Source organism: Rhizobium sp. YTUHZ045, assembly GCF_051124255.1.
GTDB lineage: Bacteria > Pseudomonadota > Alphaproteobacteria > Rhizobiales > Rhizobiaceae > Rhizobium.
In genome coordinates this window covers 2,239,285-2,265,731 of the sequence record NZ_CP101432.1, presented here as the reverse complement: position 1 = coordinate 2,265,731, position 26,447 = coordinate 2,239,285, and the positions used below count along the sequence as shown (strand labels likewise).

The 26,447-nt window shown below is 61.9% G+C and carries 28 protein-coding genes; 20 read left to right on the top strand and 8 right to left on the bottom strand.

Annotated features, from left to right (window positions below; all coding sequences use genetic code 11):
• The first annotated feature begins 280 nt into the window (after window positions 1-280).
• The 6 genes from cobA to NMA58_RS11460 all read left to right on the top strand — a co-directional run bounded on the left by cobA (window position 281) and on the right by NMA58_RS11460 (window position 5,296).
• On the top strand, window positions 281-1,120 hold the full coding sequence (cobA, locus tag NMA58_RS11485; protein WP_434710046.1) for a uroporphyrinogen-III C-methyltransferase: 840 nt from the start codon (window positions 281-283) through the stop codon (window positions 1,118-1,120).
• The gene (locus tag NMA58_RS11480; RefSeq protein WP_434710044.1) at window positions 1,117-2,424 is read left to right on the top strand and encodes a cobyrinate a,c-diamide synthase; all 1,308 of its coding nucleotides are present in this window, start codon (window positions 1,117-1,119) and stop codon (window positions 2,422-2,424) included. The genes cobA and NMA58_RS11480 overlap by 4 nt, the downstream gene beginning before the upstream one ends.
• Entirely contained in the window at window positions 2,421-3,440 is a 1,020-nt protein-coding gene (gene cobD / locus NMA58_RS11475; protein ID WP_434710042.1) for a threonine-phosphate decarboxylase CobD, read from the top strand. The genes NMA58_RS11480 and cobD overlap by 4 nt, the downstream gene beginning before the upstream one ends.
• Window positions 3,437-4,417 (top strand): adenosylcobinamide-phosphate synthase CbiB, encoded by a 981-nt coding sequence (gene cbiB, locus NMA58_RS11470; protein ID WP_434710040.1) that lies wholly within the window; start codon window positions 3,437-3,439, stop codon window positions 4,415-4,417. Before cobD ends, cbiB begins: the two co-directional genes overlap by 4 nt.
• Window positions 4,418-4,510: 93 nt before the next feature.
• The gene (locus tag NMA58_RS11465) at window positions 4,511-4,714 is read left to right on the top strand and encodes an ECs_2282 family putative zinc-binding protein (protein WP_221113926.1); all 204 of its coding nucleotides are present in this window, start codon (window positions 4,511-4,513) and stop codon (window positions 4,712-4,714) included.
• A gap of 153 nt (window positions 4,715-4,867) precedes the next feature.
• Entirely contained in the window at window positions 4,868-5,296 is a 429-nt protein-coding gene (locus tag NMA58_RS11460; protein ID WP_221113925.1) for a L,D-transpeptidase, read from the top strand.
• A 78-nt stretch (window positions 5,297-5,374) separates the two neighbouring features.
• Here the strand turns inward: NMA58_RS11460 and NMA58_RS11455 are convergent, their stop codons facing one another.
• Window positions 5,375-6,094 (bottom strand): Crp/Fnr family transcriptional regulator, encoded by a 720-nt coding sequence (locus NMA58_RS11455; protein ID WP_434710038.1) that lies wholly within the window; start codon window positions 6,092-6,094, stop codon window positions 5,375-5,377.
• Between the two features lie 291 nt (window positions 6,095-6,385).
• Between NMA58_RS11455 and NMA58_RS11450 the strand changes: the two genes are divergently transcribed.
• The 7 genes from NMA58_RS11450 (at window position 6,386) to NMA58_RS11420 (ending at window position 12,743) form a co-directional block, all read left to right on the top strand.
• Complete coding sequence (locus NMA58_RS11450; protein WP_003540486.1) at window positions 6,386-6,664, top strand: acyl carrier protein; 279 nt, start codon at window positions 6,386-6,388, stop codon at window positions 6,662-6,664.
• Between the two features lie 198 nt (window positions 6,665-6,862).
• Complete coding sequence (locus NMA58_RS11445; protein WP_221113923.1) at window positions 6,863-7,345, top strand: 3-hydroxyacyl-ACP dehydratase FabZ family protein; 483 nt, start codon at window positions 6,863-6,865, stop codon at window positions 7,343-7,345.
• Window positions 7,342-8,547, top strand: coding sequence for a beta-ketoacyl-ACP synthase (locus tag NMA58_RS11440; protein WP_434710033.1), 1,206 nt, complete (start codon window positions 7,342-7,344; stop codon window positions 8,545-8,547). The genes NMA58_RS11445 and NMA58_RS11440 overlap by 4 nt, the downstream gene beginning before the upstream one ends.
• Window positions 8,548-8,557: 10 nt before the next feature.
• Window positions 8,558-9,844 carry a beta-ketoacyl-ACP synthase gene (locus tag NMA58_RS11435; protein WP_430959094.1) on the top strand — a complete coding sequence of 429 codons (1,287 nt, stop codon included), beginning with the start codon at window positions 8,558-8,560 and terminating at the stop codon, window positions 9,842-9,844.
• A gap of 56 nt (window positions 9,845-9,900) precedes the next feature.
• Window positions 9,901-10,929 carry a zinc-binding dehydrogenase gene (locus NMA58_RS11430; RefSeq protein ID WP_434710031.1) on the top strand — a complete coding sequence of 343 codons (1,029 nt, stop codon included), beginning with the start codon at window positions 9,901-9,903 and terminating at the stop codon, window positions 10,927-10,929.
• A gap of 6 nt (window positions 10,930-10,935) precedes the next feature.
• Entirely contained in the window at window positions 10,936-11,871 is a 936-nt protein-coding gene (locus tag NMA58_RS11425) for a lipid A biosynthesis lauroyl acyltransferase (RefSeq protein WP_434710029.1), read from the top strand.
• A 179-nt stretch (window positions 11,872-12,050) separates the two neighbouring features.
• The gene (locus NMA58_RS11420; protein WP_198175447.1) at window positions 12,051-12,743 is read left to right on the top strand and encodes a PAS domain-containing protein; all 693 of its coding nucleotides are present in this window, start codon (window positions 12,051-12,053) and stop codon (window positions 12,741-12,743) included.
• 108 nt (window positions 12,744-12,851) lie between these two features.
• Here NMA58_RS11420 and NMA58_RS11415 read toward each other — a convergent pair whose 3' ends face one another.
• The 3 genes from NMA58_RS11415 to NMA58_RS11405 form a co-directional block, all read right to left on the bottom strand.
• Entirely contained in the window at window positions 12,852-13,211 is a 360-nt protein-coding gene (locus NMA58_RS11415; protein WP_011425727.1) for a VOC family protein, read from the bottom strand.
• A complete protein-coding gene (locus tag NMA58_RS11410; RefSeq protein WP_430959092.1) occupies window positions 13,212-13,610 on the bottom strand; it encodes an SRPBCC family protein in 399 nt (132 codons plus the stop codon).
• A gap of 68 nt (window positions 13,611-13,678) precedes the next feature.
• The gene (locus tag NMA58_RS11405; protein WP_430959091.1) at window positions 13,679-14,470 is read right to left on the bottom strand and encodes a helix-turn-helix domain-containing protein; all 792 of its coding nucleotides are present in this window, start codon (window positions 14,468-14,470) and stop codon (window positions 13,679-13,681) included.
• A gap of 206 nt (window positions 14,471-14,676) precedes the next feature.
• Between NMA58_RS11405 and gndA the strand changes: the two genes are divergently transcribed.
• From gndA to NMA58_RS11385, 4 genes are all read left to right on the top strand, one after another.
• Window positions 14,677-16,128 (top strand): NADP-dependent phosphogluconate dehydrogenase, encoded by a 1,452-nt coding sequence (gene gndA / locus NMA58_RS11400; protein ID WP_434713382.1) that lies wholly within the window; start codon window positions 14,677-14,679, stop codon window positions 16,126-16,128.
• A 166-nt stretch (window positions 16,129-16,294) separates the two neighbouring features.
• Window positions 16,295-16,789 (top strand): GNAT family N-acetyltransferase, encoded by a 495-nt coding sequence (locus NMA58_RS11395; protein WP_434713381.1) that lies wholly within the window; start codon window positions 16,295-16,297, stop codon window positions 16,787-16,789.
• A 14-nt stretch (window positions 16,790-16,803) separates the two neighbouring features.
• Window positions 16,804-17,313 (top strand): GNAT family N-acetyltransferase, encoded by a 510-nt coding sequence (locus tag NMA58_RS11390; protein ID WP_434713380.1) that lies wholly within the window; start codon window positions 16,804-16,806, stop codon window positions 17,311-17,313.
• Between the two features lie 86 nt (window positions 17,314-17,399).
• On the top strand, window positions 17,400-18,017 hold the full coding sequence (locus tag NMA58_RS11385) for a class I SAM-dependent methyltransferase (RefSeq protein WP_434713379.1): 618 nt from the start codon (window positions 17,400-17,402) through the stop codon (window positions 18,015-18,017).
• A gap of 358 nt (window positions 18,018-18,375) precedes the next feature.
• Here NMA58_RS11385 and NMA58_RS11380 read toward each other — a convergent pair whose 3' ends face one another.
• The 4 genes from NMA58_RS11380 to NMA58_RS11365 all read right to left on the bottom strand — a co-directional run bounded on the left by NMA58_RS11380 (window position 18,376) and on the right by NMA58_RS11365 (window position 22,767).
• On the bottom strand, window positions 18,376-18,909 hold the full coding sequence (locus NMA58_RS11380) for an AAA family ATPase (RefSeq protein WP_434713378.1): 534 nt from the start codon (window positions 18,907-18,909) through the stop codon (window positions 18,376-18,378).
• A gap of 3 nt (window positions 18,910-18,912) precedes the next feature.
• On the bottom strand, window positions 18,913-19,989 hold the full coding sequence (locus NMA58_RS11375) for a D-alanine--D-alanine ligase family protein (RefSeq protein ID WP_434713377.1): 1,077 nt from the start codon (window positions 19,987-19,989) through the stop codon (window positions 18,913-18,915).
• Between the two features lie 33 nt (window positions 19,990-20,022).
• Window positions 20,023-20,637 (bottom strand): C39 family peptidase, encoded by a 615-nt coding sequence (locus NMA58_RS11370; protein ID WP_434713376.1) that lies wholly within the window; start codon window positions 20,635-20,637, stop codon window positions 20,023-20,025.
• 1,086 nt (window positions 20,638-21,723) lie between these two features.
• Window positions 21,724-22,767, bottom strand: a complete 1,044-nt coding sequence (locus tag NMA58_RS11365; RefSeq protein ID WP_430959085.1) for a LacI family transcriptional regulator — start codon at window positions 22,765-22,767, stop codon at window positions 21,724-21,726.
• A gap of 453 nt (window positions 22,768-23,220) precedes the next feature.
• Between NMA58_RS11365 and NMA58_RS11360 the strand changes: the two genes are divergently transcribed.
• The 3 genes from NMA58_RS11360 (at window position 23,221) to NMA58_RS11350 (ending at window position 26,447) form a co-directional block, all read left to right on the top strand.
• Window positions 23,221-24,453, top strand: a complete 1,233-nt coding sequence (locus NMA58_RS11360; RefSeq protein ID WP_085778455.1) for an ABC transporter substrate-binding protein — start codon at window positions 23,221-23,223, stop codon at window positions 24,451-24,453.
• Window positions 24,454-24,604: 151 nt separating this feature from the next.
• Window positions 24,605-25,510 (top strand): carbohydrate ABC transporter permease, encoded by a 906-nt coding sequence (locus NMA58_RS11355; protein WP_097599962.1) that lies wholly within the window; start codon window positions 24,605-24,607, stop codon window positions 25,508-25,510.
• Window positions 25,503-26,447: a carbohydrate ABC transporter permease gene (locus NMA58_RS11350; protein ID WP_183704355.1), complete on the top strand. Its 945-nt coding sequence runs from the start codon at window positions 25,503-25,505 to the stop codon at window positions 26,445-26,447. Before NMA58_RS11355 ends, NMA58_RS11350 begins: the two co-directional genes overlap by 8 nt.

The window sequence follows — 26,447 nt, the reverse complement described above, 5'->3', positions numbered from 1 at the left end:
TCGGCGTCACCCTCGGCCTTGTGTCGAGGGTCCGCCGCGGCCGCCACAGATACTCGGGACAAGGCCGAGAATGACGAAGAGGAGTTGGACGACTTTGTCAGCAGTCCGTGCAGCGGGCGGTCTCGTTTGGGTATATTATAATATATTCACGCTGTTGCGTCGCTTTCCTGCGATATTGAATCCGCTTGCTTGCAAAGTGAGTCATCGTTATCTCAGCAACTTCAAGTGAGGCAGCGCGGGCGGCGTTGACCTTGGCCCTTGCTGGGCCTAGATCAACAAAATGTTGAATAACGCATTCTCCCATTTGCCGGTGTTGGAGCCGGGCAGCGTCTGGCTCGTCGGGGCCGGTCCGGGTGATCCGGGCCTGCTGACGCTCTTGGCCGCCAGGGGGCTCGCCGAGGCCGATGTGATCATCCATGACGCGCTGGTCAATGAGGACTGTCTGAGGCTCGCGCACCCCGGCGCCGAACTCGAATATGCCGGCAAACGCGGCGGCAAACCCTCGGCCAAGCAGCGGGATATTTCGTTGCGCCTGGTGGAACTGGCGCGTGCCGGCAAGCGGGTGCTGCGGCTGAAGGGGGGCGATCCCTTCGTCTTCGGGCGCGGCGGCGAGGAGGCGCTGACGCTGGTCGAGCACAATATCCCGTTCCGCATCGTGCCGGGGATCACCGCCGGTATCGGCGGGCTTGCCTATGCCGGCATTCCGGTGACTCATCGCGAGATCAATCATGCGGTGACGTTTCTCACCGGCCATGATTCCTCCGGCATCGTGCCCGACAGAATCAACTGGGAAGCGATCGGCAAGGGTTCGCCGGTGATCGTCATGTATATGGCGATGAAGCATATCGCCCAGATTAGCGCCAGCCTCATTGCTTCGGGCCGCTCGCCGTCCGAGCCCGTAGCTTTCGTCTGCAATGCGGCGACCGGTGCGCAGCAGGTGCTGGAGACGACGCTGGGGCAGGCGACCCAGGCTGTTACCGCCTCCGGGCTCGAGCCGCCGGCGGTGGTCGTCGTTGGCGAGGTGGTGCGGCTCCGAGCCTCGCTCGATTGGGTCGGCGCTCTCGCCGGACGACGGCTGCAGCCCGATCCGTTCCGCCAGTCCGGCCAGGTGCTGGCATGAGCGGCCTGCTGATTGCAGCTCCTTCCTCCGGTGCCGGCAAGACGACGGTGACGCTCGGCCTGCTCAGAGCCTTGCGTCGGCGCGGCATCGCGGTCGCGCCGGGCAAGGCCGGCCCGGATTATATCGATCCCGCCTTCCATGCGGCGGCAAGCGGCACGCCCTGCCTGAACTTTGATCCCTGGGCGATGCGGCCGGAGCTGATCTCGGCCAATGCCACGCTGCACCGCTCCGGCGACCGCATTCTCGTCGTCGAGGCGATGATGGGGCTGTTCGACGGAGCGGCCGACGGCAAAGGGACGGCAGCGGATCTGGCCGCCCAGCTCGGCCTTTCCGTGGTGCTGGTCGTCGACGCCTCACGCATGTCGCAATCGGTCGCGCCGCTGGTGGCGGGCTTCGCCGGTTTCCGCGCGGATGTCCGCGTGGCCGGGGTCATCCTCAACAAGGTCGGCAGCGACCGGCACGAGGCGATGCTGCGTCAGGCGCTCGAGGCGATCCGGATGCCCGTGATCGCCGTAATCGGCAGCGACAAGGCGCTTGCCTTGCCGGATCGCCATCTCGGCCTTGTTCAGGCCGGTGAACATGCGAGCCTCGAAGGGTTCATCGAGCATGCGGCGGATGCCGTCTCCGAGGAATGCAATTTCGAGTTTCTGCTGCGCATCGCGAGGCAGGGGCTCAACCGGCCGTCGGCTGCCAATATCGATCGCCTGCCGCCACTCGGCAGTCGCATTGCAGTGGCCCGCGATATCGCCTTTGCCTTTTCCTATGAGCATATGCTGCTTGGCTGGCGGCGGCGGGGGGCTGCGATTTCCCTCTTCTCGCCGCTCGCCGACGAGGCGCCCGCTGCCGATGCGGATGCGATCTATCTGCCCGGCGGCTATCCCGAGCTGCATGCCGGAAAGCTCTCACGGGCGCCGACTTTCCGCGCCGGCCTCCTCGATGCGGCGGCACGCGGCATCCGGATCTTTGGCGAGTGCGGCGGCTATATGGTGCTCGGCGAAGGGCTGATCGACGCAGACGGCAAACGTCACGAGATGCTCGGTCTGCTGCCCGTCGTCACCAGCTATGCTGCGCGCAAACGCCATCTCGGTTATCGCCACGTCACGCCGCTCGACGATGCGATCTTTCAGCGGGCAATGACGGCGCATGAATTCCACTATTCCACCCTCGTCTCGGAAGGCGAGGGCGAGCGGCTGTTTCAGGTCCGGGATGCGCTCGGAACCGATCTCGGCCCGGCGGGGCTCCGGCGCGGGCAGGTGGCGGGCTCCTACATGCATCTGATCGATCTCACCGGGATTGCCACATGAGCGCTCCGGTCGTCCATGGTGGCGGCGTGACCGCCGCTGCTGCCGCCTTTGGCGGCAGGCCGGAGGAATGGCTCGACCTTTCCACCGGCATCAACCCATGCCCGGCGGCTTTGCCCGAAATCCCGGCGCTGGCTTGGCACCGTCTGCCGGACAGCTATCTAGTCGATGAGGCAAGGCGGGCTGCGCGCGATTATTACGGGAGCGGCGAGATCCTGCCGCTGCCGGTGCCCGGCACGCAGTCGGTGATCCAACTTCTGCCGCGGCTGCTGACAAAGGGTGAGGGCGCCATGGTGGACGACAGGGTCGCGGTCGTGGCGCCGACCTATGGCGAGTATGCGCGCACTTTTATTTCGGCTGGTTTTGCCGTCGATACCCTCGATGGTGTCGCTGCGATCGGCGCCGAGCATCGGCTTGCCGTCGTCGTCAATCCGAATAATCCCGATGGGCTGACATGGCCTGTGGAAACGCTGATCGCCCTGCATGACAGGATGAAGGCGGTCGGGGGACTCCTCGTCGTCGACGAAGCTTTCGGCGACGCCATTCCGGCGCTGAGTCTCGCCGGCCATGCTCAGAGGCTCTCAAATCTGGTGATCTTCCGCTCCTTCGGCAAGTTTTTCGGGCTCGCTGGCCTTCGGCTCGGTTTTGCGATTGCAGGTGACGATATTCTCAAGCGTTTCGAGGAGTGGCTCGGACCCTGGGCAGTATCCGGGCCGGCGCTTTCGATAGCAGGCTCGCTACTGCGTTCGGACGTTTCCCCCATCCGCCGGCTTATCGATGAACGCTGCGCCGGGCTTCATGCGGTGCTGAGCGGGGTCGGGCTGCAGATCACCGGGGGAACAGGGCTGTTCGCCCTTGTCGACGATGCCAGGGCGAGCGACATTTACACGCATCTCTGTCGGCATCATATTCTCGTCCGCAAGTTCGACTATGCGCCCGGATGGCTGCGTTTCGGGCTGCCGCCCGATCGGGCGGCGGACCGGCGGCTTGGTGAAGCCCTTCAGAGATTTGAGCGATGACGATCGACCTAAACCTTCTCGTGCTGCTTCTGGCGCTGCTGCTCGACCGGATCGTCGGCGATCCGCAATGGCTCTGGTCGCGCGTGCCGCATCCTGTCGCGATGTTCGGAGCGGTGATCTCCTATGCCGACCAGCAGCTCAATCCTTCAAGCCTCACGGGGCATCAACGGCGGATGAACGGCATTGCCGCCATCCTGGCGCTGCTGTTGCTGGGTCTCGCGGCAGGCTTCGTGTTCGACCGGTTTTTCGCGCTGTTCGGCCTCGCCGGCATCTTGCTGGAGACCGGACTGGTGGCGGTCTTTCTGGCGCAGAAGAGCCTTGCCGACCACGTCGCCGCCGTTGCCGTCGCCCTGCGTGAGGAGGGGCTTGCCGGTGGGCGGACCGCCGTCGCCCGCATTGTCGGGCGCGATCCCGAGACGCTGGATGAGCCGGCCGTCTGCCGTGCTGCGATCGAAAGCCTTGCCGAGAACTTTTCCGATGGCGTCGTCGCGCCGGCGATTTGGTATGCTATCTTCGGCCTGCCAGGGCTTTTCGCCTACAAGATGCTGAACACGGCAGATTCGATGATCGGCCATAGATCGGAAAAATATATCGATTTCGGATGGGCGGCCGCCCGGCTCGACGATCTCGCCAACTGGCCGGCCGCGCGCCTTTCGATCCTGCTGATTGCTGCAGGCGCCTGGATCCGGCGCGGGACCAGCGCCTGCCGCGACGCGATCCGGGTGGCGATGCGCGACGGCGGCCTGCACCGTTCGCCGAATTCCGGCCGGCCGGAAGCGGCAATGGCGGGTGCTCTGAATGTACAACTCGCCGGACCGCGCATCTATGGCGGCGTGCTCGTTACCGAACCGATGATCAACAATCCCGGCCGCGATGTCGCCACATCCGGCGACATCGAAGACGGTGTCTCCGTCTTTCAGGCGAGCTGCATGGTGCTTGCCGGCCTGACGTTCGGATTGTTTTTGTGCTTCCTGTGAGGAGCTTACCGTAGCAGCTCATGCCCCGGTGGACAGTCCCGCTGCAAAGGTTTATGCGAAACGCCTCAAATCCATCAGACCGGAAGCAGAGCGATGACAGTTCAGGTTGAACTACCGTGCCCGAAGTGCAAGAGCACCAAGATGAAATTCGAGCGTCCCGAGATTCGCGAGACGGACATCATAACTTGCGCTGCCTGCGGCCATAATCTCGGCACCATGGCCTCCATCCGCCAAAAGATGAACAAGGCCTATCAGCAGCTCAAGCAGAGGTCGGCGGCGCCACCCAAGCTTCAGTGAGGCGAAGCGGCCGCCCCCCCGTGCGCGTAGACCCGTCATTGCTCTGTTAGAATTGTGATTACCATTCGGGTTAAAGCTATATAATCAAGTATCGTCATAGTCTCTCTGTCGTGAGGGCGCAGTCAAACTGCGTGGGTGCGAAGAGGGGTTATCATGAAGACGATTTTTGCCGCCGCGGCGGCAAGCTTGTTGCTGCAGCTTTCTCCAGTTGCGGCTGAGGCGGCAACGCTGGTTGCAAATATCAGCATCGGCAAGCAGACAATGACCGTCACCGAGAACGGCTTCGTCAAATATCGCTGGAAGGTTTCGACCGCGCGCAATGGTTATGTCACGCCCACCGGCTCCTGGAGCGCCAAATGGTTGTCGCGCGATCACCGTTCGCGCAAGTACGACAACGCGCCGATGCCGTATGCCGTATTTTTCAACGGCGGTTACGCCGTTCACGCCACCTTCGATCTGAAGCGCCTCGGCACACCGGCCTCGCATGGCTGCGTTCGCCTGCATCCCGACAATGCGGCCGAGTTCTTCTCACTGGCGCGGCAGGCAGGTCTTGCCAATACCCGCGTCGTCATCACGCGCTGATCCCGGATCAGCGCTTGAACCTGAATTCGGCGTCTGATCTCGGATCAGTACCTGATCCGAATTTAATGTCTGATCGCGTTACGCGCTGATCCTTTCCAGCTCATCCAGATCGGGAACGACGATATGTCTGGAGTTCTCGATCAGGATAACACCCCGCTTGCGCAGCCTTGTCATTTGCCGGCTGACGGTTTCGATCGTCAGTCCGAGAAAATCGGCGATCTCGGCGCGCGACAGCGGCAGGTCGAAGGCCGTGCTGATGGCGGTTTGCGGCTCGGCATGGGTTGCGATGAGGTGGAGCAGGCTTGCAACCTTTTCCTCAGCCGTGCGGCGGCCAAGCGTCAGCATCCAGTCGCGCGCGGCGTCCAACTCGTTAAGCGCCTGGTCGTGCAGCCTGCGCTGCAGCTCCGGCGTCCCCCCGATCATGCGGTCGAGCAGGTTGCGCGGGAAGACACAAATTTCGGCGTCGGTTGCCGCCTCCGCCGATAGTGTGCTTTCGCGGACGAAGGGTCTGCCGACGAAATCGGGAGCGAACTGCAGGCCGACGATCTGCTGGCGTCCGTCCGGCATCATCTTGCAGAGCTTCACCACGCCGCGCATGATGTTCGAATAAAACGAACTTTCCGATCCTTGCGCAATGATATCCGAGCCGGCCTCGATCTTGCGGCGCAGGGAGTGGCGGTTGAGCTCCTTCAACTGAGCGTTTGACAGGGCGCCGCAGACGACGCCGTGTCGCGCCTGACAGGAACGACATGCGACGGGCGTGCCTGTCTCGAAAATCTCGCTGCTGGCAACGTCCATCGTCGTGATCCTTCAAAAAGCCCGGACAATGCTGGAGCGCGATCGCAATTCCCTTCCAGCGCAGCTTGATGATTATCAAATGCCGGCGCGCATAATTTGATTCAGATCAAAGAGCGGTGCGGATGTTGACAGCCGCATCCTTGTTTTCGACGCCAGCACTCGCCGGCGCTCCATTGCTGTTTAGGCAACACCTTATTGTCAAATTGCCGCGACGCTCGGACGAAAGCATTGGCTTTTGAAAAGGATTTGCCTATGAGGGGGTTTAAATCGTCATTTCATGAGGTACAGCGCGTGACCGCTACATTCGATAAAGTTGCCGACATTATTGCAGAAACCAGCGAGATCGATCGCGCCACGATCACGCCGGAGAGCCATACGATCGACGACCTCGGTATCGACAGCCTCGACTTCCTCGACATCGTCTTTGCGATCGACAAGGAATTCGGCATCAAGATTCCGCTCGAAAAGTGGACGCAGGAGGTCAACGAAGGCAAGGTTTCCACTGAAGAATATTTCGTGCTGAAGAACCTCTGCGCCAAGATTGACGAGCTCAAAGCGGCCAAGGCCTGAGCGACACACCAGTCTTTTTCGAACGCCCTGCCGCCCTGACTATGGCGGCCGGGCGGTTTCGTTCCTAATTAGTGCACGCCGCCCAAAAGTGTGCAGCGGTTTTGGGACAACGGCAGGCACAAGAACAAAGACCTGAAGTGCGACGCGCTTCAGGCGTCACCGGCGGGCGGATTCGGCCTGTCGGGCCGGAGGATCCGAATGCTGCTGGAATATTTCCAGATGATTGACCACGTCGAAGCGGTGGACCTGAAGAAGGCTACGCTGACGGCGCGATCCGTCGTGCCGGCCAAGAGCCCCGTCTTCGAGGGCCATTTTCCCGGTATGCCGCTCGTTCCCGGCGTGCTCCTGATCGAAACCATGGCGCAGGCTTCCGGCATGCTGGTGCTTGCCGCCTCGGACTTTGCCGCCATGCCCTTCCTGATGTCCGTCGACGGCGCCAAGATGCGCACTTTCGTCGAGCCGGAAGCCGTGCTCGATATCGAGGCGGTGTTGGAGCATGACGGGTCAGGTTTCGCGGTCACCAAAGCCAAGATCACCAGCGGCGGCAAGAAGGTCTGCGATGCGCAGCTGAAACTGCGCACCATGCCCTTTAGCGAAGTTCCGCTCGGCGATATCGTGAAAAAACGCGCCGGCGAGGTCGGGCTTCTGGAAGCGATCGCAGCGCAGGGAGTGATTGGATGAGCAAGGCTGCAAACGACGTCGTCATTTCAGGCGTCGGTATCGTCACCTGTCAGGGCGTCGGCAAGGACGCGCATATCGCGCTGCTTTCTGCCGAAAACGCGCCGAAGGCGATCGTCGAGACCGAGAAGTTCAAACCCTATCCGGTGCATCCGCTGCCCGAGATCGACTGGTCGCAGCAGATCGCCAAGCGCGGCGACCAGCGCCAGATGGAAAACTGGCAGCGCATCGGCGTCTTCGCCGCGGGGTTGGCGCTAGACGATGCCGGCTTCAAGGACAATATCGAGGCCTGCGGCACGATGGACATGATCGTGGCGGCCGGCGGCGGCGAGCGTGACATCAATGTCGATACGTTGATCGTCGACGAAGGCCTGAAGCGCAACGACCGCGAACTGCTACTCAACGAAAAGCTGACTACCGAGCTCCGGCCGACGCTGTTTCTGGCGCAGCTTTCCAACCTGCTGGCCGGCAACATCTCCATCGTTCACAAGGTCACCGGCTCCTCGCGCACCTTCATGGGCGAGGAAGCCTCAGGCGTCTCCGCCGTCGAGACGGCCTTCTGGCGCATCCGTTCCGGCGAATCCACCCATGCGCTCGTCGGCGGCGCCTTTGCCGCCGAACGTCCCGACATGATCCTGCTCACCGAGGCGATCGGCGCGCATACGCGCGACGAATGGGCGCCGCTCTGGTCGCGCTCCGGCCTCCAAGGCGGCGGCATGATCACCGGCTCGGCCGGCGCATTCCTGGTGCTGGAATCGCGCAAGCATGCAGAAGAGCGCGGCGCGCATATCTATGCGTCGATCACCGCCGTCGAAGGCGACCGCGGCAACCGCGCCGCCGGCAATTTCGAAGTGCGCATGGAGCGGCTGCTGAAGCCAGCCGCCGAGCTGCCGCCCGAGGCGACGGCGATCTTCTCCGGCTCGACCGGCATGCACGAGATCGCCGCCCGTGAGAAGGCGGTGCTGGAGCATCAGCTTCCTGGCGCCGCGATCCGCGGTTTTGGCGGCGTTTCCGGTCATGCGATCGAGGCGCAGTTCCCGCTGGGGCTGGCGCTCGCTGCCCTTGCCATCGATGCCAAGGCCAAAGTTCCGCCCTTCGACGCCGCTCATGAAGCGCCGATGAAGGCGGGCACGAAAGCCGCCGTCGTAACGACAGTCGGACACCAGCGCGGCGAAGGCGTCGCCGTTCTTTCCGCAGAGGCGTGAGGAGAGAGATATGACAGATTCCGCTTACAAGGATCATCTCGGCCGGCCGATCGTCGCAGTGACCGGCATGGGTATCATCACGTCGCTCGGCCAGGGCCTGAAGGACAACTGGGCGGCCCTTTCCTCCGGCACCTCGGGTATCCACGCGATCAACCGCTTTCCGACCGAAGGCCTGTCGACACGCATCGCCGGCACCGTCGATTTCATCGAAATTCCGGTGCCGAACGCCGTCGAGCGTTCCTATGCCTTTGCCCGCGAGACCACCATCGAAGCATTGGCTGACGCCGGTCTTTCAGGCGATTTCAACGGTCCGCTGTTTCTTGCCGCGCCGCCGATCGAGCCGGAATGGAGCGCCCGCTTCGAACTTGCAGACCGTTCGCCGGCCGCCGACCATCCAGGCGACGCCTATGAGCGCTTCCTGACGGCGCTGCGCCAGCGGCCCGACCCGGCCTTCCACGAGGCGGCGCTGTTCGGTGCGATTTCCGAGCGTCTGGCCGACCGGTTCGGCACGCGCGGCCTTCCCGTGACGCTGTCGACGGCCTGCGCTTCCGGCGTCACCGCGATCCAGCTCGGCATCGAGGCGATTCGTCAGGGGCGCACCGATCGCGCATTGACGGTTGCGACCGATGGGTCGCTCAGCGCCGAGGCGCTGATCCGCTTCTCGCTTCTGTCGGCTCTTTCGACGCAGAACGATCCGCCGACCAAGGCCTCCAAGCCGTTCAGCAAGGACCGCGACGGCTTCGTCATCGCCGAGGGTGCGGCGACGCTGGTGCTGGAATCGCTGGAAGCGGCAGTCGCCCGCGGCGCCAAGGTGCTCGGCATCATGAAGGGCGCCGGCGACAAGGCCGATAGCTTCCACCGTACCCGGTCGTCGCCGGACGGCGGACCGGCTATCTCGACGATCCGCGCGGCCCTTGCCGACGCCGGCATCGACGAGAGCGGCATTGGCTACATCAATGCGCACGGCACCTCGACGCCTGAGAACGACAAGATGGAATATGGCGCGATGTCGGCTGTCTTCGGCGAACGACTCGTCGGCATTCCCGTCTCGTCGAACAAATCGATGATCGGCCATACGCTGACGGCGGCGGGTGCGGTCGAAGCGGTGTTCTCGCTGCAGACGATGCTGACCGGCACTTTGCCGCCGACGATCAACTACACCAATCCCGATCCGTCGATCGTGCTTGATGTCGTGCCGAACAAGAAGCGGGAAGCCCAGGTTTCGGCCGTGCTTTCCAACTCCTTCGGCTTCGGCGGGCAGAATGCCAGCCTTGTCATGGCGCTCGAACCGGCTTAAGCGGTTCACGACAAATTTAAGACGAGACGAACGCCTTCGAGGCGAGGGATTTTGCCATGCGCGCTTTGCAACTGATCGATGACCGCAAGCTTGAGATCACCGACCTGCCGGAACCGGGCGCACCCGCTGCAGGCGAGGTGACGCTGCGCGTCAAGGCGGTGGCCCTCAACCATATCGACGTCTGGGGCTGGCGCGGCATGGCTTTCGCCAAGCGCAAGATGCCGCTCGTCATCGGCGCGGAAGCCTCAGGCGTCGTGGAAGCGATCGGGCCGGGTGTCGCCAATGTGCTGCCGGGTCAACTGGTTTCGATCTATGGCGCGCGCACCTGCGGCCTCTGCCGACCCTGCCGCGAAGGCCGAGACAATCTCTGCGAACATGTTTCCGGCGTGCATGGTTTCCATCTCGACGGTTTCGCGCAGGAAAAGGTGAACCTGCCGGCGCGCCTGCTCGTTCCCGCACCTCCCGGTGTCGATGCGATCGGCGCAGCATTGGCACCCGTCACCTTCGGCACGGTCGAGCATATGCTGTTCGACAATGCAAAGCTCGAGCCCGGCGAAGCGATCCTCGTTCATGCCGGCGGCTCCGGCATTGGCACTGCGGCGATCCAGCTTGCCAAGAAGATCGGCTGCACCGTGATTACCACGGTCGGTTCCGATGACAAGATCGAGAGGGCCAAGGCTCTCGGCGCCGATCACGTCATCAACTACCGCACCGACCGCTTCGAAGGCGTGGTGCGCAAGCTGACCAAGAAGAAGGGCGTCGACGTCGTCTTCGAACATGTCGGCAAGGACACCTGGGCAGGCTCGATGCTCTGCATGAAGCGCGGCGGGCGCCTCGTCACCTGCGGCTCGACCTCGGGCGTCTCGACAGAGATGAACCTGATGATGCTGTTCCAGCAGCAATTGAAGCTGCTTGGCTCCTTCGGCTGCCGCATGGAGAACATGGCCGATGCGATGCAGAAGATGGGCCGCGGGCTCGTCCATCCCGTCATCGATACGGAAGTCGGATTCGACGATATCGACCGGGCGCTGGAGCGGATGGAAAGCCGCCAGATCTTCGGCAAGATCATTCTGAAGATGGACTGACCTCACGTGAAGCTGTTCATTACCCGGGTCGTTCTGGCGCTCAGAAATTTCCAGCAATGGCTGGTGGCGCAGGTGATGTTCGGCTTCCTGAACGTGCTGAAGCTGTTTCCGGCCGATGGCGCGATCCGCTTTGCCGACAAGGTGATGCGCCGCCTCGGCCGGCGGACGCGCCGCCATAGACTGATGCTTGTCAATCTGCGCAACGCTTTCCCTGAGAAGAGCGAGGCCGAGATCGAAGAGATCGCGCTCGGCAGCTGGGGAAATATGGGCCGGCTTGCGGCCGAATACGTCTTCCTCGACGAATTGTTCGATTACGACCCCGAACGGCCGGAGCCGGGCAGGGTGGAGGTGTCGGGCATCCCCATTTTCCTCGACCTGCGCGACAATCCGCGTCCCTTCATCGTCTTCACGGGGCATACCGCCAATTTCGAGCTGCTGCCGGTGGCAGGGGCTGCCTTCGGGCTCACCGTCACCGTACTATTCCGCCCGCCGAACAATCCCTATGTCGCCAAGAAGGTGTTCGACTTCCGCAGTGCGCGCATGGGCAAGCTGGTGCCCTCGCATGCCGGCTCCTCCTTCGCGCTCGCACGCCAGTTGGAGGCGGGCCAGGGGGTGGGGGTGCTCGTCGACCAGAAATTCGGCAAGGGGCTGAAAGGCACCTTCTTCGGGCGAGAGGTGAAGACCAATCCGCTGTTGCCGAAGCTGGTGCGCCAGTTCGATTGCGAGGTCTATCCGGCGCGCTGCATCCGCCTTCCGGGGAATCGCTACCGGCTGGAAATCGAACCGCGGCTGGAGATGCCGCGCGACGCCAAAGGCAATCTCGACCTGCCTGCCGCCGCCCAGCTACTCAATGACAAGGTGGAAAGTTGGGTGCGGGAATATCCAGAACAGTGGCTTTGGTATCACGACCGCTGGCAGATCAAGAAGACGCTCGCGCCTTGAAAATCAAACCCTGATTTATCAGCGGTGAAAAGCGGCAGGTGCTCTCGGATTGAAAACGAGTAAACTTCATGTTAGCCGTCACTACCAAGGCGAGAATAATATCCACCTCAGGGCGCATTTGTGAAATGCAGCCACACAATTTGGACACGCCACTTGGGACAATGGGAGTGGGAGGCGTCTTGCTGGAGCTTTTTCGAGCCTTTTCCTTGCGCTGCGCGCAAATAGAGGAAGCCATACGCCAAGGCGACGATCAGCGCGTCATGTTGCTCGACCGACATGTCGAGCCGTTGGTCGAGGCCATCCTGGCCTGCCGGGCGGCCAATCTGCTCGAAGTCTACATGCAATTGCAGTTCGTCAGCCATCTTGTCGCCCGGGACGCGGACGACAGCGCCAGTGTCAGAGAACATGCGGCGGTGCTTTCCTATCTGCTCGACTGTTATTTCGGCACGCATGCGCCGGACTGGCGGGTGCCTTCGCCGCAGGATGTGCGCATCGAGCCGCCGGCAGCCTATGTGCCCGACACCGACAATGGCCACTTCCTCAACGCCGCGATCCTCGAAAGCCTGCCGGATCGGGTGGCGGTGCTGACCAGGGACTACCGCTACCTCTATTCCAACGCGGCCAACAGTGCCCATCTGGACAGGAAGCCGATGGAACTGATCGGGCGTCACCTTTCCGAATTCATCGGCGAGGAGCGATTCGCCGAATGCGCCAAGCATAAGCTGGACGTCTGTTTTGCCGGCGGGGAGGTCGACTACACTTATGAGCGCCGGACCGGCGGCGGCGTATCCCGCCAGGTGCGCTGTCGCATGTCGCCGCTGCGCGATGCGGGCGGCATTGTCATCGGCGCTCTGATCGTGATGGATCGGTAGTCTAGAGCAATTCCGTTTTTCTTCGAATCACGGAATTGTTCTATCTCTTTGTTTTCACGCAATTCCGGACGCAAAACCGCTGCACACTTTTGCTGGAATTGCTCTGATTTACGCCGTCGCCCAGACGGCGAGCTCGTAGCCGTCGCGGTCGAGGAAATGGAAGCGGCGGCCGCCGGGAAAATCAGTAATCGGCCGGCAGATCGTGCCGCCGGCCCTTTCGACCGAAGTCAGCACTTCTTCCAGATCCCTGGCGTAGACGACGACGAGGGGACCGCCCGGCCGGACGGGGCCGAAATCGGTGAAGCCGCCCTTCAGCCGGCCGTCGTCAAATTCGCAGTAGTTCGGGCCGTAATCGGTGAAACGCCAGCCGAAGGCGGAACCGTAAAAGGCTTTGGCGGCGGCGATGTCGGAAACGTTGAATTCGACATAGTCGATGCGGCGGTCGTTGTGTTCGGAGTTTTCAGCCATCTATCTCTCCATCAGGGCTTTCAGCATGACGAGATCCTTCTCGATATGCGCGGCATCGGCGGCAAATTGCGCGTCTGTCATGCCGGGCAGGCGCAGCAGCGTGAACATGACCTCGCAGCCATCGCCGTTCGGTACGATACGCAGGGCATTATAAACCCGGAGCCCGGATTCGATTGTCACCGTATGATCGATCACGCCGAATTCATTGGGGGGAACGAAGCTCACCTTGATGGTGCCGAGAGGACCATGGGCGATCCAGTCGGCGCCGTTGGGCTCGAAGCCGGTGGCAAGGCCGGAGGCCCAGAGCGGCATGTTCTCCGGCTTGCCGGCGAAGTCGTAGACATCCCGCCAGTCGCGCTCGATCGACTGGTGGATGATTTTTGCAGGCATTGTCGCCATGGTGCAGGTCCTTGTATTTGGGTTTCCCTGAATAATAAGGCCGGCCGGCGGTGTCTTGAACAAAACGGTCAGCCGGATCCTTCCCGCGTGCCGAGTTGGTCAAGAATGATCGCAGGGGTAAGAGTCGAGAGTTCTGCAACCTCGCGTGTCATGTGGGCCTGGTCGGCAAAGCCTGCTTCGAGCGCGATGCGGGCGAGTGGCATCGTGTCCACCCTGCGGCAGAGGTCGAGGAAACGTTGGAACCGGCGGATGCGTTCCAGTGTCTTTGCGCCATAGCCGAAATGATGGTGGCAGCGGCGGCGCAGTTGCCTTTCGCTCATGCCGAACTGGTCGGGCAGGCCGGAGGTTGGGCGGCCGCTGTCGGCGGCGGCGAAGATCATGGCGGCGTCGCGGGCAGGCTCCTCTTCGTTGCGCGCAGCCTCTTCAAGCAGACGGCCGAACAGCGTCGCGGCGGCCGCGGGGTTCTGGCAATCTTGCAGCCGCGCCTCGAATTCGCTCGTGTCCTTCCGGCCGATGTCGGCAAGCGGCACCGAGAGGCCGACCAGCGCCGAGAGCGGCGTCTTCAGCCAGGATGCTGCGGCGCCCGGCGCAAAGCGCGCGCCAATGACGGTCGCGCCCGGCCTTATGATCGGGAAGGCCGCGATCCGGTCGGGACCGGCGACGACAAGCCGCCCGTCGATCCAGAGGAGATCACAATAACCATCCGGCACGATCGCCACCGTCGCCGCCGGCCCGTCCCTAAGTGTATGCGACCAGAGGCAGCTGAAATGGCGCCGTAGCGCTGGCGGCGGCGCATATTCGCGGTAGCGGCCGGCGCGGGCCGCAAGCAGCGCCATGTCTTTTCGTCTTTTCGAAACCAAAGGATATCTCCCGAGGCCCGCATCATAACATGAGATAGGGCGGTACGGGTGATCGCGAATATTTTGCGGCTTCCGGATCGGGCTGCAGATGAAAAGTTGTCGGACAAGTCAGACGACCAAAGCTGAATTTCAATGGCTTTTGCGAACCGATTAGACCCTCGCGAGACTTGCCGTTTGAGCGAGACAGTGCCACAACACCGGTCCAAATGACACATCGGAGGTTTGTCGTGGAAAAGGCAGAAATCGGACTGATCGGCCTTGCGGTCATGGGCTCCAACCTGGCGCTCAACATCGCGGAGAAAGGCAATAAAATCGCGGTCTTCAACCGCACGCCTGAGAAAACCGACGAATTCTACGAGAGCGCCGGCGATCTGAAAAAGCAGATCATTCCCTGCAAGACCATCGAGGAATTCGTCGATGCGATCCGGCCGCCGCGCCCGATCATCATCATGATCAAGGCGGGTGACGCCGTCGACCAGCAGATGGAGGCGCTGCGCCCGCATCTGTCCAAGGGCGACATCATGATCGATGCCGGCAACGCCAATTTCCGCGACACCGTCGCCCGCTTCGACCGCCTCAAGAATACCGATCTGACCTTCATCGGCATGGGCGTATCGGGCGGCGAGGAAGGTGCGCGCCACGGCCCGTCGATCATGGTCGGCGGCACAGAGGAATCCTGGAAGCGCGTCGAAAAGGTGCTGACCTCGATTGCCGCTCGCTACAATGACGAGCCCTGCGTCGCCTGGCTCGGCAATGACGGCGCCGGCCATTTCGTCAAGACCATCCATAACGGCATCGAATATGCCGACATGCAGATGATCGCCGAAATCTACGGCATCCTGCGCGACGGCCTCGGCAAGAGCGCCTCCGACATCTCCGCCATCTTCGGCGAGTGGAACAAGGGCCGGCTGAACTCTTACCTGATCGAGATCTCCGAAAAGGTGCTTGCCGCCAACGACCCCGTCTCCGGCGGGCCGATGGTCGACATGATCCTCGACAAGGCAGGCCAGAAGGGCACCGGCAAATGGTCGGCGATCGAGGCCCAGAACATGGGCATTCCGGCAACGGCGATCGAAGCCGCGGTCGCCGCCCGCAGCCTCTCCTCAATGAAGTCTGAGCGCGAAGCCGCCGAAAAGATCTTCGGTAATCTCGGCAGCGTCTTCCCGACCGCCTACGGCCCCGAACTCAACAAGGATCTGGAACTGGCACTGTTTGCCGGCAAGATCGGCGCCTATGCGCAGGGCTTCGCCGTGATGGCGGAAGCTTCCAAGGAGTTCAACTGGTCGCTGCCGATGCCTGTTATCGCGAAGATCTGGCGCGCCGGCTGCATCATCCGCTCGCAGTTCCTCGATGAGATCACCAAGGCTTTCACCGATGCGCCCGATGCGGCGAACCTCATCGTCACGCCGGCCTTCTCGTCCATGGTCAAGGAATCGATCCCGGCACTGCGCCGCGTCGTAACCGCCGCTCTCGCCGCCGGCCTGCCGGTGCCGGCGCTGACCTCGGCGCTCAGCTATTTCGACGCCTACCGCCAAGGCAGGGGGACTGCCAACCTCATCCAGGCCCAGCGCGACTTCTTCGGCGCTCACGGCTTCGACCGCCTTGATGGTAAGGATTTCCACCACGGCCCCTGGGGCAGCGGTGCGGCGACCTTCTGAGATTCATCAAATGATTGAGGAAAAGCCCGGCCGTCGCGCCGGGCTTTCTTGTGAGATCGCTGCCTGACCCGACAACTGTGTTGTTTCTGCCTGAGCAAACTGGCTTGTTGATTTCCGCCTTTCCCTTCATAGCATTTGCGGAAGACCGTTCCGGAGAACAAAAGGAATGCTCATCCGATACGAGACGCCGGCAGATATTGAAGCGATTCAGAATTTGACCTCGGCCGCCTTCAAGCCGATGCCCTATAGCGAGGGTACGGAAGCGGAGATCATCCGGAGGCTTCGCTTGAGCGGCGATCTGGCGATATCGCTGATTGCCGAGGAGGATGGCGAGATCCTGGGGCACGTCGCGTTCTCGCCGGCGATGGTCAACGGAGTACATGACGGCTGGTTCGGGCTGGGGCCGATAGCGGTCACGCCGGAGAGACAGCGGCAGGGCATCGGAAGGGCGCTTATGGCGAAGGGGCTCGAATTGCTGAAGGAGCTGGGCGCGAGGGGGTGCACGCTGATCGGCAATCCCGAGGTCTACAGCGGTGCGGGCTTCAGCAGCGACGGCCAATTAACATATCATAATCTCGATACGCGCCTCGTGCAGCGGATTGTTTTTCACGGACCGGCGCCGAGCGGGGTGCTTCGGTTCGCTCCAGCGTTCGAAAAGTAGTGGAAGGGCGAGACATGTCAGAGGCGGGCGCTATTTGGATCCGAACCAAGCGTCTGAGCTTTCGTATGCCTGACATCGACGACTTCGATGCCTACGCCCGGATAATGGCCTCGCCACGGTCCGCCGGGATGGGCGGCCCCTTTGATCTGCGGGCGGCGTGGGGGATGTTCTGTCACGACGTCGCTCTCTGGCAGCTTTTCGGGCACGGCGCGATGATGATCGACCTCAGCGAAACCGGCCAATGCATCGGCCAGGTGGGGATCAACCATGGGCCGCTCTTTCAGGAAAAGGAGCTGGGCTGGTTCGTTTTTGACGGGTTCGAGGGCCGCGGCTATGCGACCGAGGCGGCCTCGGCGCTGCGGGATTGGGCCTTCAAGACGCTCAAGCTATCGTCGCTCGTCCGCTATATCGCGCCTGACAATTCTGCATCCGTTGCCGTTGCCGAACGGCTGGGGGCGCGTCTTGATCCGGCAGCGCCTCGAGCTGATCCTGCCGATCTCGTCTATCGTCACCTAAGTTCCTAAGACCGGGCGGTAAGCGATCGAGGCATGTCTCATTCCTTACATCTTGATAGGTCAGGATCGGATGCTGCAAGAAATAGGAATAGCGGATGACGGCCGCAAAACAGGAACATTGGGACGAGGTTTACCGCACGAAAGCGGCTGACAACGTCAGCTGGTATCAGCCGACGCCCGCGCCTTCGCTCAGGGCGCTTGACGAGCTGCATCTGCCGGTTACGGCCGCGCTGATCGATGTCGGCGGCGGCGCGTCGAGCCTTGTCGACCATCTCCTCGAGCGCGGCTGGTCCGACCTCACGGTTCTCGATATCGCTGCGCCGGCGTTGGATGTCGCCAAGGCACGGCTGCATGGTGACGCCGCCCGGGTCGCCTGGCTCATGGCCGATGTCACCGAATGGCGACCAGGGCGGTGCTACGACATATGGCACGACCGCGCCGTCTTTCATTTCCTCACCGAGCCGGAGCAGCGGATCTTCTATCGACGCGCCCTGGAAACCGGCACGGCGCCGGGCAGCGTCGTGATCATCGCCACCTTCGCACCTGACGGGCCGGAGCGGTGCAGCGGTTTGCCGGTTCAGCGTTACGATGCGGCGGCGCTCGCGTCGGAATTCTCCTCCGCATTCGTCCTGGAAAGCGAGTGGCGTGAGGAGCATAGGACGCCTGCCGGGGGCCAGCAGTCGTTTCAGTGGTGCGTCTTTCGTCGGCGTTAAGGCGACTAGAGCCTTTCCGGGTTAGATTGAAGCATTCTGCCGGAGCAGGTTTTCGCCAGGGCAAAGGCGATTGGCGAAGGGCATACCCCAAGGTACGTCCGAGCCGATCGCCTTTGATCCTGGCCAGAGATGCCCGGCCCACCGGCCGCACTGCTTCGCCGTGGCGAAGCGATAAGTGCGTCCAGCGATTCTGAAGTCTTGCAGATTTGCCAGGCAATCTGCGGGAGGGTTGGCTGAAACGGGCCGGCTGATCGACCAGCCGGCTTGGCCGTAGAGCTGGGCTACGACACGCGCCGGCCGGTCGACCATCCGACTCCGTTTGAGCCAACAGAATGTTTCAATCTAACCCGGAAAGGCTCTAATTCGCCCCAAGGCAATCGAGGATGAAATCGGCCCGTTCGGCAACCCCGATTTTTGGCAGTATGACGATGTCGTAACCGAGTGTCGGATAGATCGCGGCGAGCCGATCATATTCTGCGACGGCCTCTTCGAAGCCATGGCGGCGCTCAGGGTCGGTCGTGTAGATCTCGGGCCATGGCGGCGTCAGAAAAACGCTTCTGCTGTATCGATGGGCGGCGGTCATTCGTTCCAGGACCGGTTCGCCGGTCATGTGCTGCAGCGCCGAGGCGGCATCTATCAGCCCGCGGTCGAAAAACGTCCAGCCCGTCCATTCGCGCGCCGCCGTGTAGTCGGCCATCGCCATCTCGATCGCGCGGCGGGAAAAGGCAATCGCGTCGATCCAGGGCAGGGCGTTTCCACCACTCTCGAGCTCCTGCTTGACGATCCGCCGGCCAGGCTCTTCGACGATCCCATGACCGCGACGGCCAAGCTCAGCAAGCAGCGTCGATTTTCCGCCGCCGGAACATCCGGAAATCAGAACCGACCTGTTCATGAACTAGCCTGCCCTGCGGGCGCGCGCCATTCCGTGGTCCACCAGCCGGTCGATGACCTCGGCATAGCTGACGCCGCTTGCCGCCATTGCCTTGGAATACATGCTGATATCGGTGAAACCGGGAATGGTGTTGAGCTCGTTGATGACGAAGCGCATACCCGATGTCAGGAAAAAATCGACGCGCGCCATGCCGTCGCAGCCAACGGCCCGGAAAGCCCTTGCGGCCATGTCGCGCATGGCGGCCTCGACCTCCGCCGGCAGGTCGGCCGGCACCTTCAAGGCGGCGCCGTTCTCATCGATATATTTAGCGTTATAATTGTAGAAGCCGTGGCTTTCCGCCGGCACGATTTCGCCCGGCCGGGAGACGAAGAGCTTGCCGTCGGTACCCTCCAGCACGCTAAATTCGATCTCGCGGCCGGCGATGAATTCCTCGGCAAGCAGGATGTTATCGTGGCGGAAGGCTTGCTCGAGCGCTACGGCGAATTCCTGGCTGGCATGGACCTTGGCGACGCCGACTGACGATCCCTGTCGCGCCGGCTTGATGAAGAGCGGCAGGCCGAGGTCGTCTTCGAGCGCGGAAAGTGAAGGGGCGGCGCCCTCATGGATCGTCACGGCGCGCGCCACCGGCAGGCCTGCCGCCCGCAGCAGGCGCTTGGCGATGTCCTTGTCAAGGGCCGTGGCCGAACCGAGGATGCCGCAGCCGGCGAGCGGCACGCGCGCCACTTGCGCCACGCCCTGCACGGATCCGTCCTCGCCATGCAAGCCGTGCAGCACAGGAAACAGGACGTCGATTTTTGGCAATTCATGCGGCGCGCCATGAGAGGGGGTGGCCAGCATGCGCCCGCGGCCGCCCGGCACGAGGCAGATTTCCGTGCCTGACGAGGGTGTGGCGAGCCTGCCGTCCTTGAAACTGCTCAGCAACCATTGTCCCTCGCGGGTGACGAAGACGGGAAAGGCATCGTATTTCTGCGGCTCCAGGGCGGCCATCACGTTGGTCGCCGAGAGGATGGAAACTTCGTGCTCGGCCGAACGGCCGCCGAAGAGTACGGCAATGCGCAGCCTGTTGGGGGAAGGGGTCATGAAAGCCTCCGAAGCGAAAGAATGTCGGAAAGATCAGGCCTCGACCGATATGCCGCGATTGGCAAAAAAACGATCGAAGACGGCAAGCGGCAGCGTGACATCGGCTTGGCTGGCCCCGTCATGGCCAGACGGATTGTGGAATCGGATCGTCTCCTGCGAGGCTGATGTCACCAGAACGAGATGACCGCCCTTTGCCGGCGGCTCGCGTTCCGGCCAGCGGATGGCCGAATGCACCGAGGCGATGAAGAAGCGGCGTTTCGACAAAAGTTCCGGGATGGCTGACGTCTCGACGTTGGTCATCGTCTCGGCGCCGAGGCCGAAACGTTCGCTCACGAAGCGGACGAAGGGGGCGTAGATCAGTCCCTTGATCGAGCCTTCGATCTCGTTGACGACATAGCCGCCGTAAACCGTGCAGGCGCGGGCAAGCTCGAGAGTAGGATGGATCTCACCGCGCGCAGCAAGGATCATCTTCAGGCAGGCCATGCCGCAGATATTCACCGCCCAGCACGCATATTCCTCGATTGTCACGGCTCCCGAATGGCGCCAGAGCGGGTCGCTGAGCAGCGCCAGCGACCCCTCGGCAAGCACAGGCAGCGTCATGCCGGGCGTTTCCCATTGGCTGAAATAAGGCACGCTGCTTTCATGCATTCTGTCGATTCCCCCGTGGCTCACCTGCGGGATGGCTGGCAATCAAGGCTTTTTTCGCGCTTGTCGAAGCCGGCCGCTCGATTTTGGTGGTGCCGGGCCTGGCGCTTCGCGATTTCCGCGGCAGGGTGATCGTCAAACCGCTTGCCCCACCTGCTTTTCGCGGCATCCACTCGATCACGCGACGCCGCGGCGAGGGCTGCAATCCGAAGATCAAGGCTGTGCAGGAGCAATTGGCGAGGAGCGGATCGAGGGATGCAGGCGAGGTTGATACAGGGTTTCCAGGTCGGCCTTGACGTCGATGAAAGCCGATCATTGCGATCTGGCGATGGTCCGTTTGCGCCAGTAGCGGACAGTGTGGTCTGGTGTATCGATACAGGGATGAAAATAACAGGTAGAAAGCCATGGGTGGCAAATGGATTTCAGAAGAAGTTTGGCGTGACGCACTCTGGGTCGCCCGTGAGCAGCTACGTCACCTGAAAAGGGATGGTGGTGACCCGCGCCAAATTGCTCGGAAGCACAGACAGATTGACCGTTTCCGATCTGCTGGTCTTCCGGACTGGCAGGAACGGGTTGAATGGGCAGGGTTTAAATTTCCGTCTCATTCGGACTGAGCAGTCCGCCTCGGGCCGAGAGTAGCCACAGGCGGGTTTTACCACTAGAGCCTTTCCGGGTTAGATTGAAACATTCTGTTGGCTCAAACGGAGTCGGATGGTCGACCGGCCGGCGCGTGTCGTAGCCCAGCTCTACGGCCAAGCCGGCTGGTCGATCAGCCGGCCCGTTTCAGCCAACCCTCCCGCAGATTGCCTGGCAAATCTGCAAGACTTCAGAATCGCCGGACGCACTTATCGCTTCGCCACGGCGAAGCAGTGCGGCCGGTGGGCCGGGCATGTTTCCGCCAGGATCAAAGGCGATCGGCTCGGACGTACCTTGGGGTATGCCCTTCGCCAATCGCCTTTGCCCTGGCGAAAACCTGCTCCGGCAGAATGCTTCAATCTAACCCGGAAAGGCTCTAACGGCCGGTGAACTACACCGCAGCCGCCAGTCAACCGCGCCGCGGCTTTTCTCCGCCTGTATTCCGCCATCGCCCTATCTGGTGTTTTCCGGCCAGATTGGTTGGCTGATACTCTGCAGCAGTTCGGGTTCGACGCCGTCGATGCGGGCGATGACGGCTTTGGCCATTTCGCGGCCGGCCTGACGCACGTCCTCCTGAGCGGTGATGATTTCGGGGCGGATCCAGTTGAGGATCGGCACCGACTGCTTGGAGACCATGTCGAGATCGCGCCCGAGCGCCTTGCCGGCGGCTTCTATGCCGGCATTGACAGCGATCGCGGCGCTGCCGGCCGAGCAGACGATGCCATCAGGCGCATTGGCCGAGCGCATCATCACCTCGACGATGTCGCGGATATCGGCAAGCGCTGCGTCGGTGTTGACGCGCAACGGCACCTCCTCGGCGCCGTAGTCGTGCAGGCCGGTCTGAAAGCCGATGCGGATATGGGCGTAATAGGTGAGCTTACTCGGCGGCTGCAGCAGGGCGATGCGGCGCCGGCCTCGTTTGACGAGGCGTTCCACCGCCTGATGGGCGAAGGCCTCGTTGTCGAAATCGTGGAAGGGGTGGATGAGACCTGCATCGGTGCGCCCGTGCGTGGCAAAGGGCATGCCGCGCTCGGACAAGAGCCGCACGCGCGGATCGTCCGGTTCGATGCGGGAGATGATGACGCCGTCGGCCGAACCGGTCTCGAGGATATAGCGCACCGGCAGCATCGGGTCCTTGCTGTGCGAATGCGGTGTCACGACGATATGATAGGGCGTGCCGGACAGTACTTCCGATATGCCGAAGACCATCTGGCTCGAAAAGCCCATGATCTCCTCGTCGATGCTGAGGACAAGGGCGATGACGTTGGTCTTGCCGGTGCGCAGGCGCACGCCCGCCCGGTTCGGTTGGTAGCCGAGCTGGCGGGCGACCATGCGCACCCGCTCCTTGGTTTCGGCGCCGATATCCGGCGCGTCCTTCAGCGCACGCGATACCGTTGTCACGCCGAGGCCGGTCATGAAGGCAATCGTCTTCAATGTCGGGCGCTCGCGCGTCACCGCCGTCGATGTCGCCTGTCCGAAATTTCCCTTGTTTCCCATCCCTGTAGGCCGCCTTGCGCGAATTGGTCTCGCTTATAGAGGCTTTTTCAGGCGCGGTAAGCCCGCCGCCTGCCAAAATCGCGCCTCCCTGAGGATTTCAATCTGTAACGATACAGTAGAAATGTCGAGCGGTTTTTCTTGTGTGCGTCGCAGTATCATTCTCACAGGTTGAATCGGCCGTACTTGCAGATATTTTCTGCAGCTGCGAAAAAGGCAGCGCGAGGCTCGACGTTAAAACCTTAAAATTTTCATGCGATATCAAATAAATAACCGGAGGAAGCAGGTGCGGAAAAGTCTGCCCAATTGCCGGTTTTCCGGGTGTGGAGAGCTCTTCTGAAGCAGCCAGAAGTAGCAATAAGGATCTTTAAAGAAAAATTTACGGGCGGGCAGTTGCGTGGGGAAATCGATTGATCTAAGTTTTTCCGGCAACGTTTCAGTGAGGGAGGAGAACTCATGAAAATCCGTATGATGGCGGCTATGCTCGCCGCTTCAGCAGCACTTCCGATCAGCGCCAGCGCCACCGACCTCGAAGTCACCCATTGGTGGACGTCCGGCGGCGAGTCCGCTGCTGTCGCCGAGCTGGCAAAGGCATTCGACGCCACCGGCAACCACTGGGTCGACGGCGCTATCGCCGGTTCCGGCGGAACTGCGCGCCCAATCATGATCAGCCGCATCACCGGCGGTGACCCGATGGGCGCCACCCAGTTCAACCATGGCCGCCAGGCGGAAGAGCTTGTCCAGGCGGGCCTGATGCGCGACCTGACCGATGTCGCGACCGCGGAGCACTGGAAGGACATTATTCGTCCGTCTAGCCTGCTCGATTCCTGCACGATCGACGGCAAGATCTACTGCGCTCCGGTCAACATCCACTCCTGGCAGTGGCTGTGGCTTTCGAACGCTGCCTTCAAGAAGGCCGGTGTCGAGGTTCCGAAGAACTGGGACGAATTCGTCGCTGCCGCTCCGGCTCTCGAAAAGGCCGGTATCATTCCGCTCGCTGTCGGCGGTCAGCCATGGCAGGCGACAGGCGCCTTCGACGTGCTTATGGTCGCGGTCGCCGGCAAGGACGTGTTCAACAAGGTCTTCAAGGACAAGGATGCAGAGGTCGCCGCCGGACCCGAGATCGCCAAGGTCTTCAAGGCTGCCGACGACGCCCGCCGCATGTCCAAGGGCAGCAATGTCCAGGATTGGAACCAGGCGACCAATCTCGTCATCACGGGCAAGGCCGGCGGCCAGATCATGGGTGACTGGGCGCAGGGCGAATTCGCACTCGCCGGTCAGAAGGCCGGCACCGACTATACCTGCCTTCCGGGCCTCGGCGTCAACGAGATCATCTCGACAGGCGGCGACGCCTTCTATTTCCCGCTGCTGAAGGATGAGGAAAAGTCCAAGGCACAGGCCGTGCTCGCCAAAACCCTGCTCGATCCCAAGACCCAGGTTGCCTTCAACCTGAAGAAGGGTTCGCTGCCGGTTCGTGGCGACGTCGATCTTGCCGCCGCCAACGATTGCATGAAGAAGGGTCTCGACATCCTGGCGAAGGGCAATGTGATCCAGGGCACCGACCAGCTGCTTTCGGCCGACAGCCAGAAGCAGAAGGAGGACCTCTTCTCCGAATTCTTCGCCAACCCGTCGATGACGCCGGAGGCCGCGCAGAAGCGTTTCGCCGAAATCATCGCCTCGGCTGACTGATCGGCAGATTCACTGCCCTTGCGATCCGGCTCCGCGGAGCCGGATCCTCCCGCAAGTTTCGATGGTCTTGCCGGCCCATCCGGCCGATCCAGCGGGCAGGGGTGAGAGACGGCCGTCACCGGCCGCAGCTGCGATTTGAGGAGAAGTGTTCATGACGGGTCAAGCGCAAGCAGGCCGGCCAAACAAGTTACTGCGCAATCTGAACGCCAAGATTGCGTCCATCCCAATGATCCTGACAGCGCTGGTGATCTTTGTCGGCGGCACGTTCTGGACGGTCTTTTATTCTTTCACCAATTCCAAGCTCCTCCCGCGGTTGAGCTTCGTCGGCTTTGACCAGTATCACCGTCTCTGGGCGGCACCCCGCTGGGTTACTGCGATCGAAAATCTGGCGCTCTACGGCGTCCTCTCGCTGATCTTCAGCCTGGTCATCGGATTTGTGCTCGCCGCACTCATGGATCAGAAGATCCGTTTCGAAAACACTTTTCGCACCATCTTTCTCTACCCCTTCGCGCTGTCCTTCATCGTGACCGGTCTCGTCTGGCAATGGGTTCTGAACCCAGATTTCGGCGTCCAGTCGGTGGTGCGTTCGCTCGGCTGGACAAGCTTCACCTTCAATCCGCTCTATACGCCCGAAATCGTCATCTACGGGATTCTGATCGCGGCGCTTTGGCAGGGAACGGGCCTCGTCATGTGCCTGATGCTTGCCGGTCTGCGGGGCATCGACGAGGATATCTGGAAAGCGGCCCGCGTCGACGGCATCCCGATGTGGAAGACCTACCTGCTCGTCGTCATTCCGATGATGCGGCCCGTGTTCATCACGACGATCGTCATCATCGCCTCCGGCATCGTCAAGGTCTACGACCTCGTGGTGGCGCAGACTTCGGGCGGTCCCGGCATATCATCGGAAGTGCCGGCCAAATACGTCTACGATTACATGTTCCAGGCGCAGAATCTCGGTCAGGGCTTCGCCGCATCGACGATGATGCTGGTCACAGTCGCGATCATCATCGTTCCGTGGGCCTATCTGGAGTTCGGAGGAGGGCGCAAGCGTGGCTGATATCGAAACTCTCAACACCACGGCTGTCGGCCTCGACGCCGTCTCACGGAGGCTCGGCGACGGGCCGAGCGGTCCGAAGCCGCGCCCGACGCTTTCAGCGCGCAACATCATGCTCTACGGAACGTTGACGGTTGCAGCGCTCTATTATCTGCTGCCGCTCTATGTGATGGTCGTGACTTCACTGAAGGGCATGCCGGAGATCCGTCTCGGCAACATTTTCTCGCCGCCGGTGGAGATCACCTTCCAACCTTGGGTCAAGGCCTGGGCGGAGGCCTGCACTGGCCTCAACTGCGACGGCCTTTCGCGCGGTTTCTGGAACTCGGTGCGCATCACGGTGCCGTCTGTCATCATCTCGATCGCCATCGCTTCGGTGAACGGCTATGCGCTGGCAAACTGGCGATTCAAGGGTTCGGAGCTCTTCTTCTCGATCCTGATCATCGGAGCGTTCATTCCCTATCAGGTGATGATCTATCCGATCGTCATCATCCTGCGTGAAATCGGCATCTACGGCACGCTGACCGGCCTCGTCATAGTGCATTCGATCTTCGGGATGCCGATCCTGACGCTGCTCTTCCGCAACTACTTCGTGTCGCTGCCGGAGGAACTGTTCAAGGCGGCGCGCGTCGACGGGGCGGGCTTCTGGCAGATATTCCTGAAGATCATGCTGCCGATGTCGCTGCCGATCTTCGTTGTCGCCATGATCCTGCAGGTCACCGGCATCTGGAACGACTTCCTGTTCGGCGTGGTTTTCACCCGGCCGGATACCTATCCGATGACCGTGCAGCTTAACAACATCGTCAATTCCGTCCAGGGTGTGAAGGAATACAACGTCAACATGGCAGCGACGATCCTCACCGGTCTGGTGCCGCTGATCGTCTATTTCGTCTCCGGGCGGCTTTTCGTTCGCGGCATCGCCGCTGGCGCAGTGAAGGGGTGA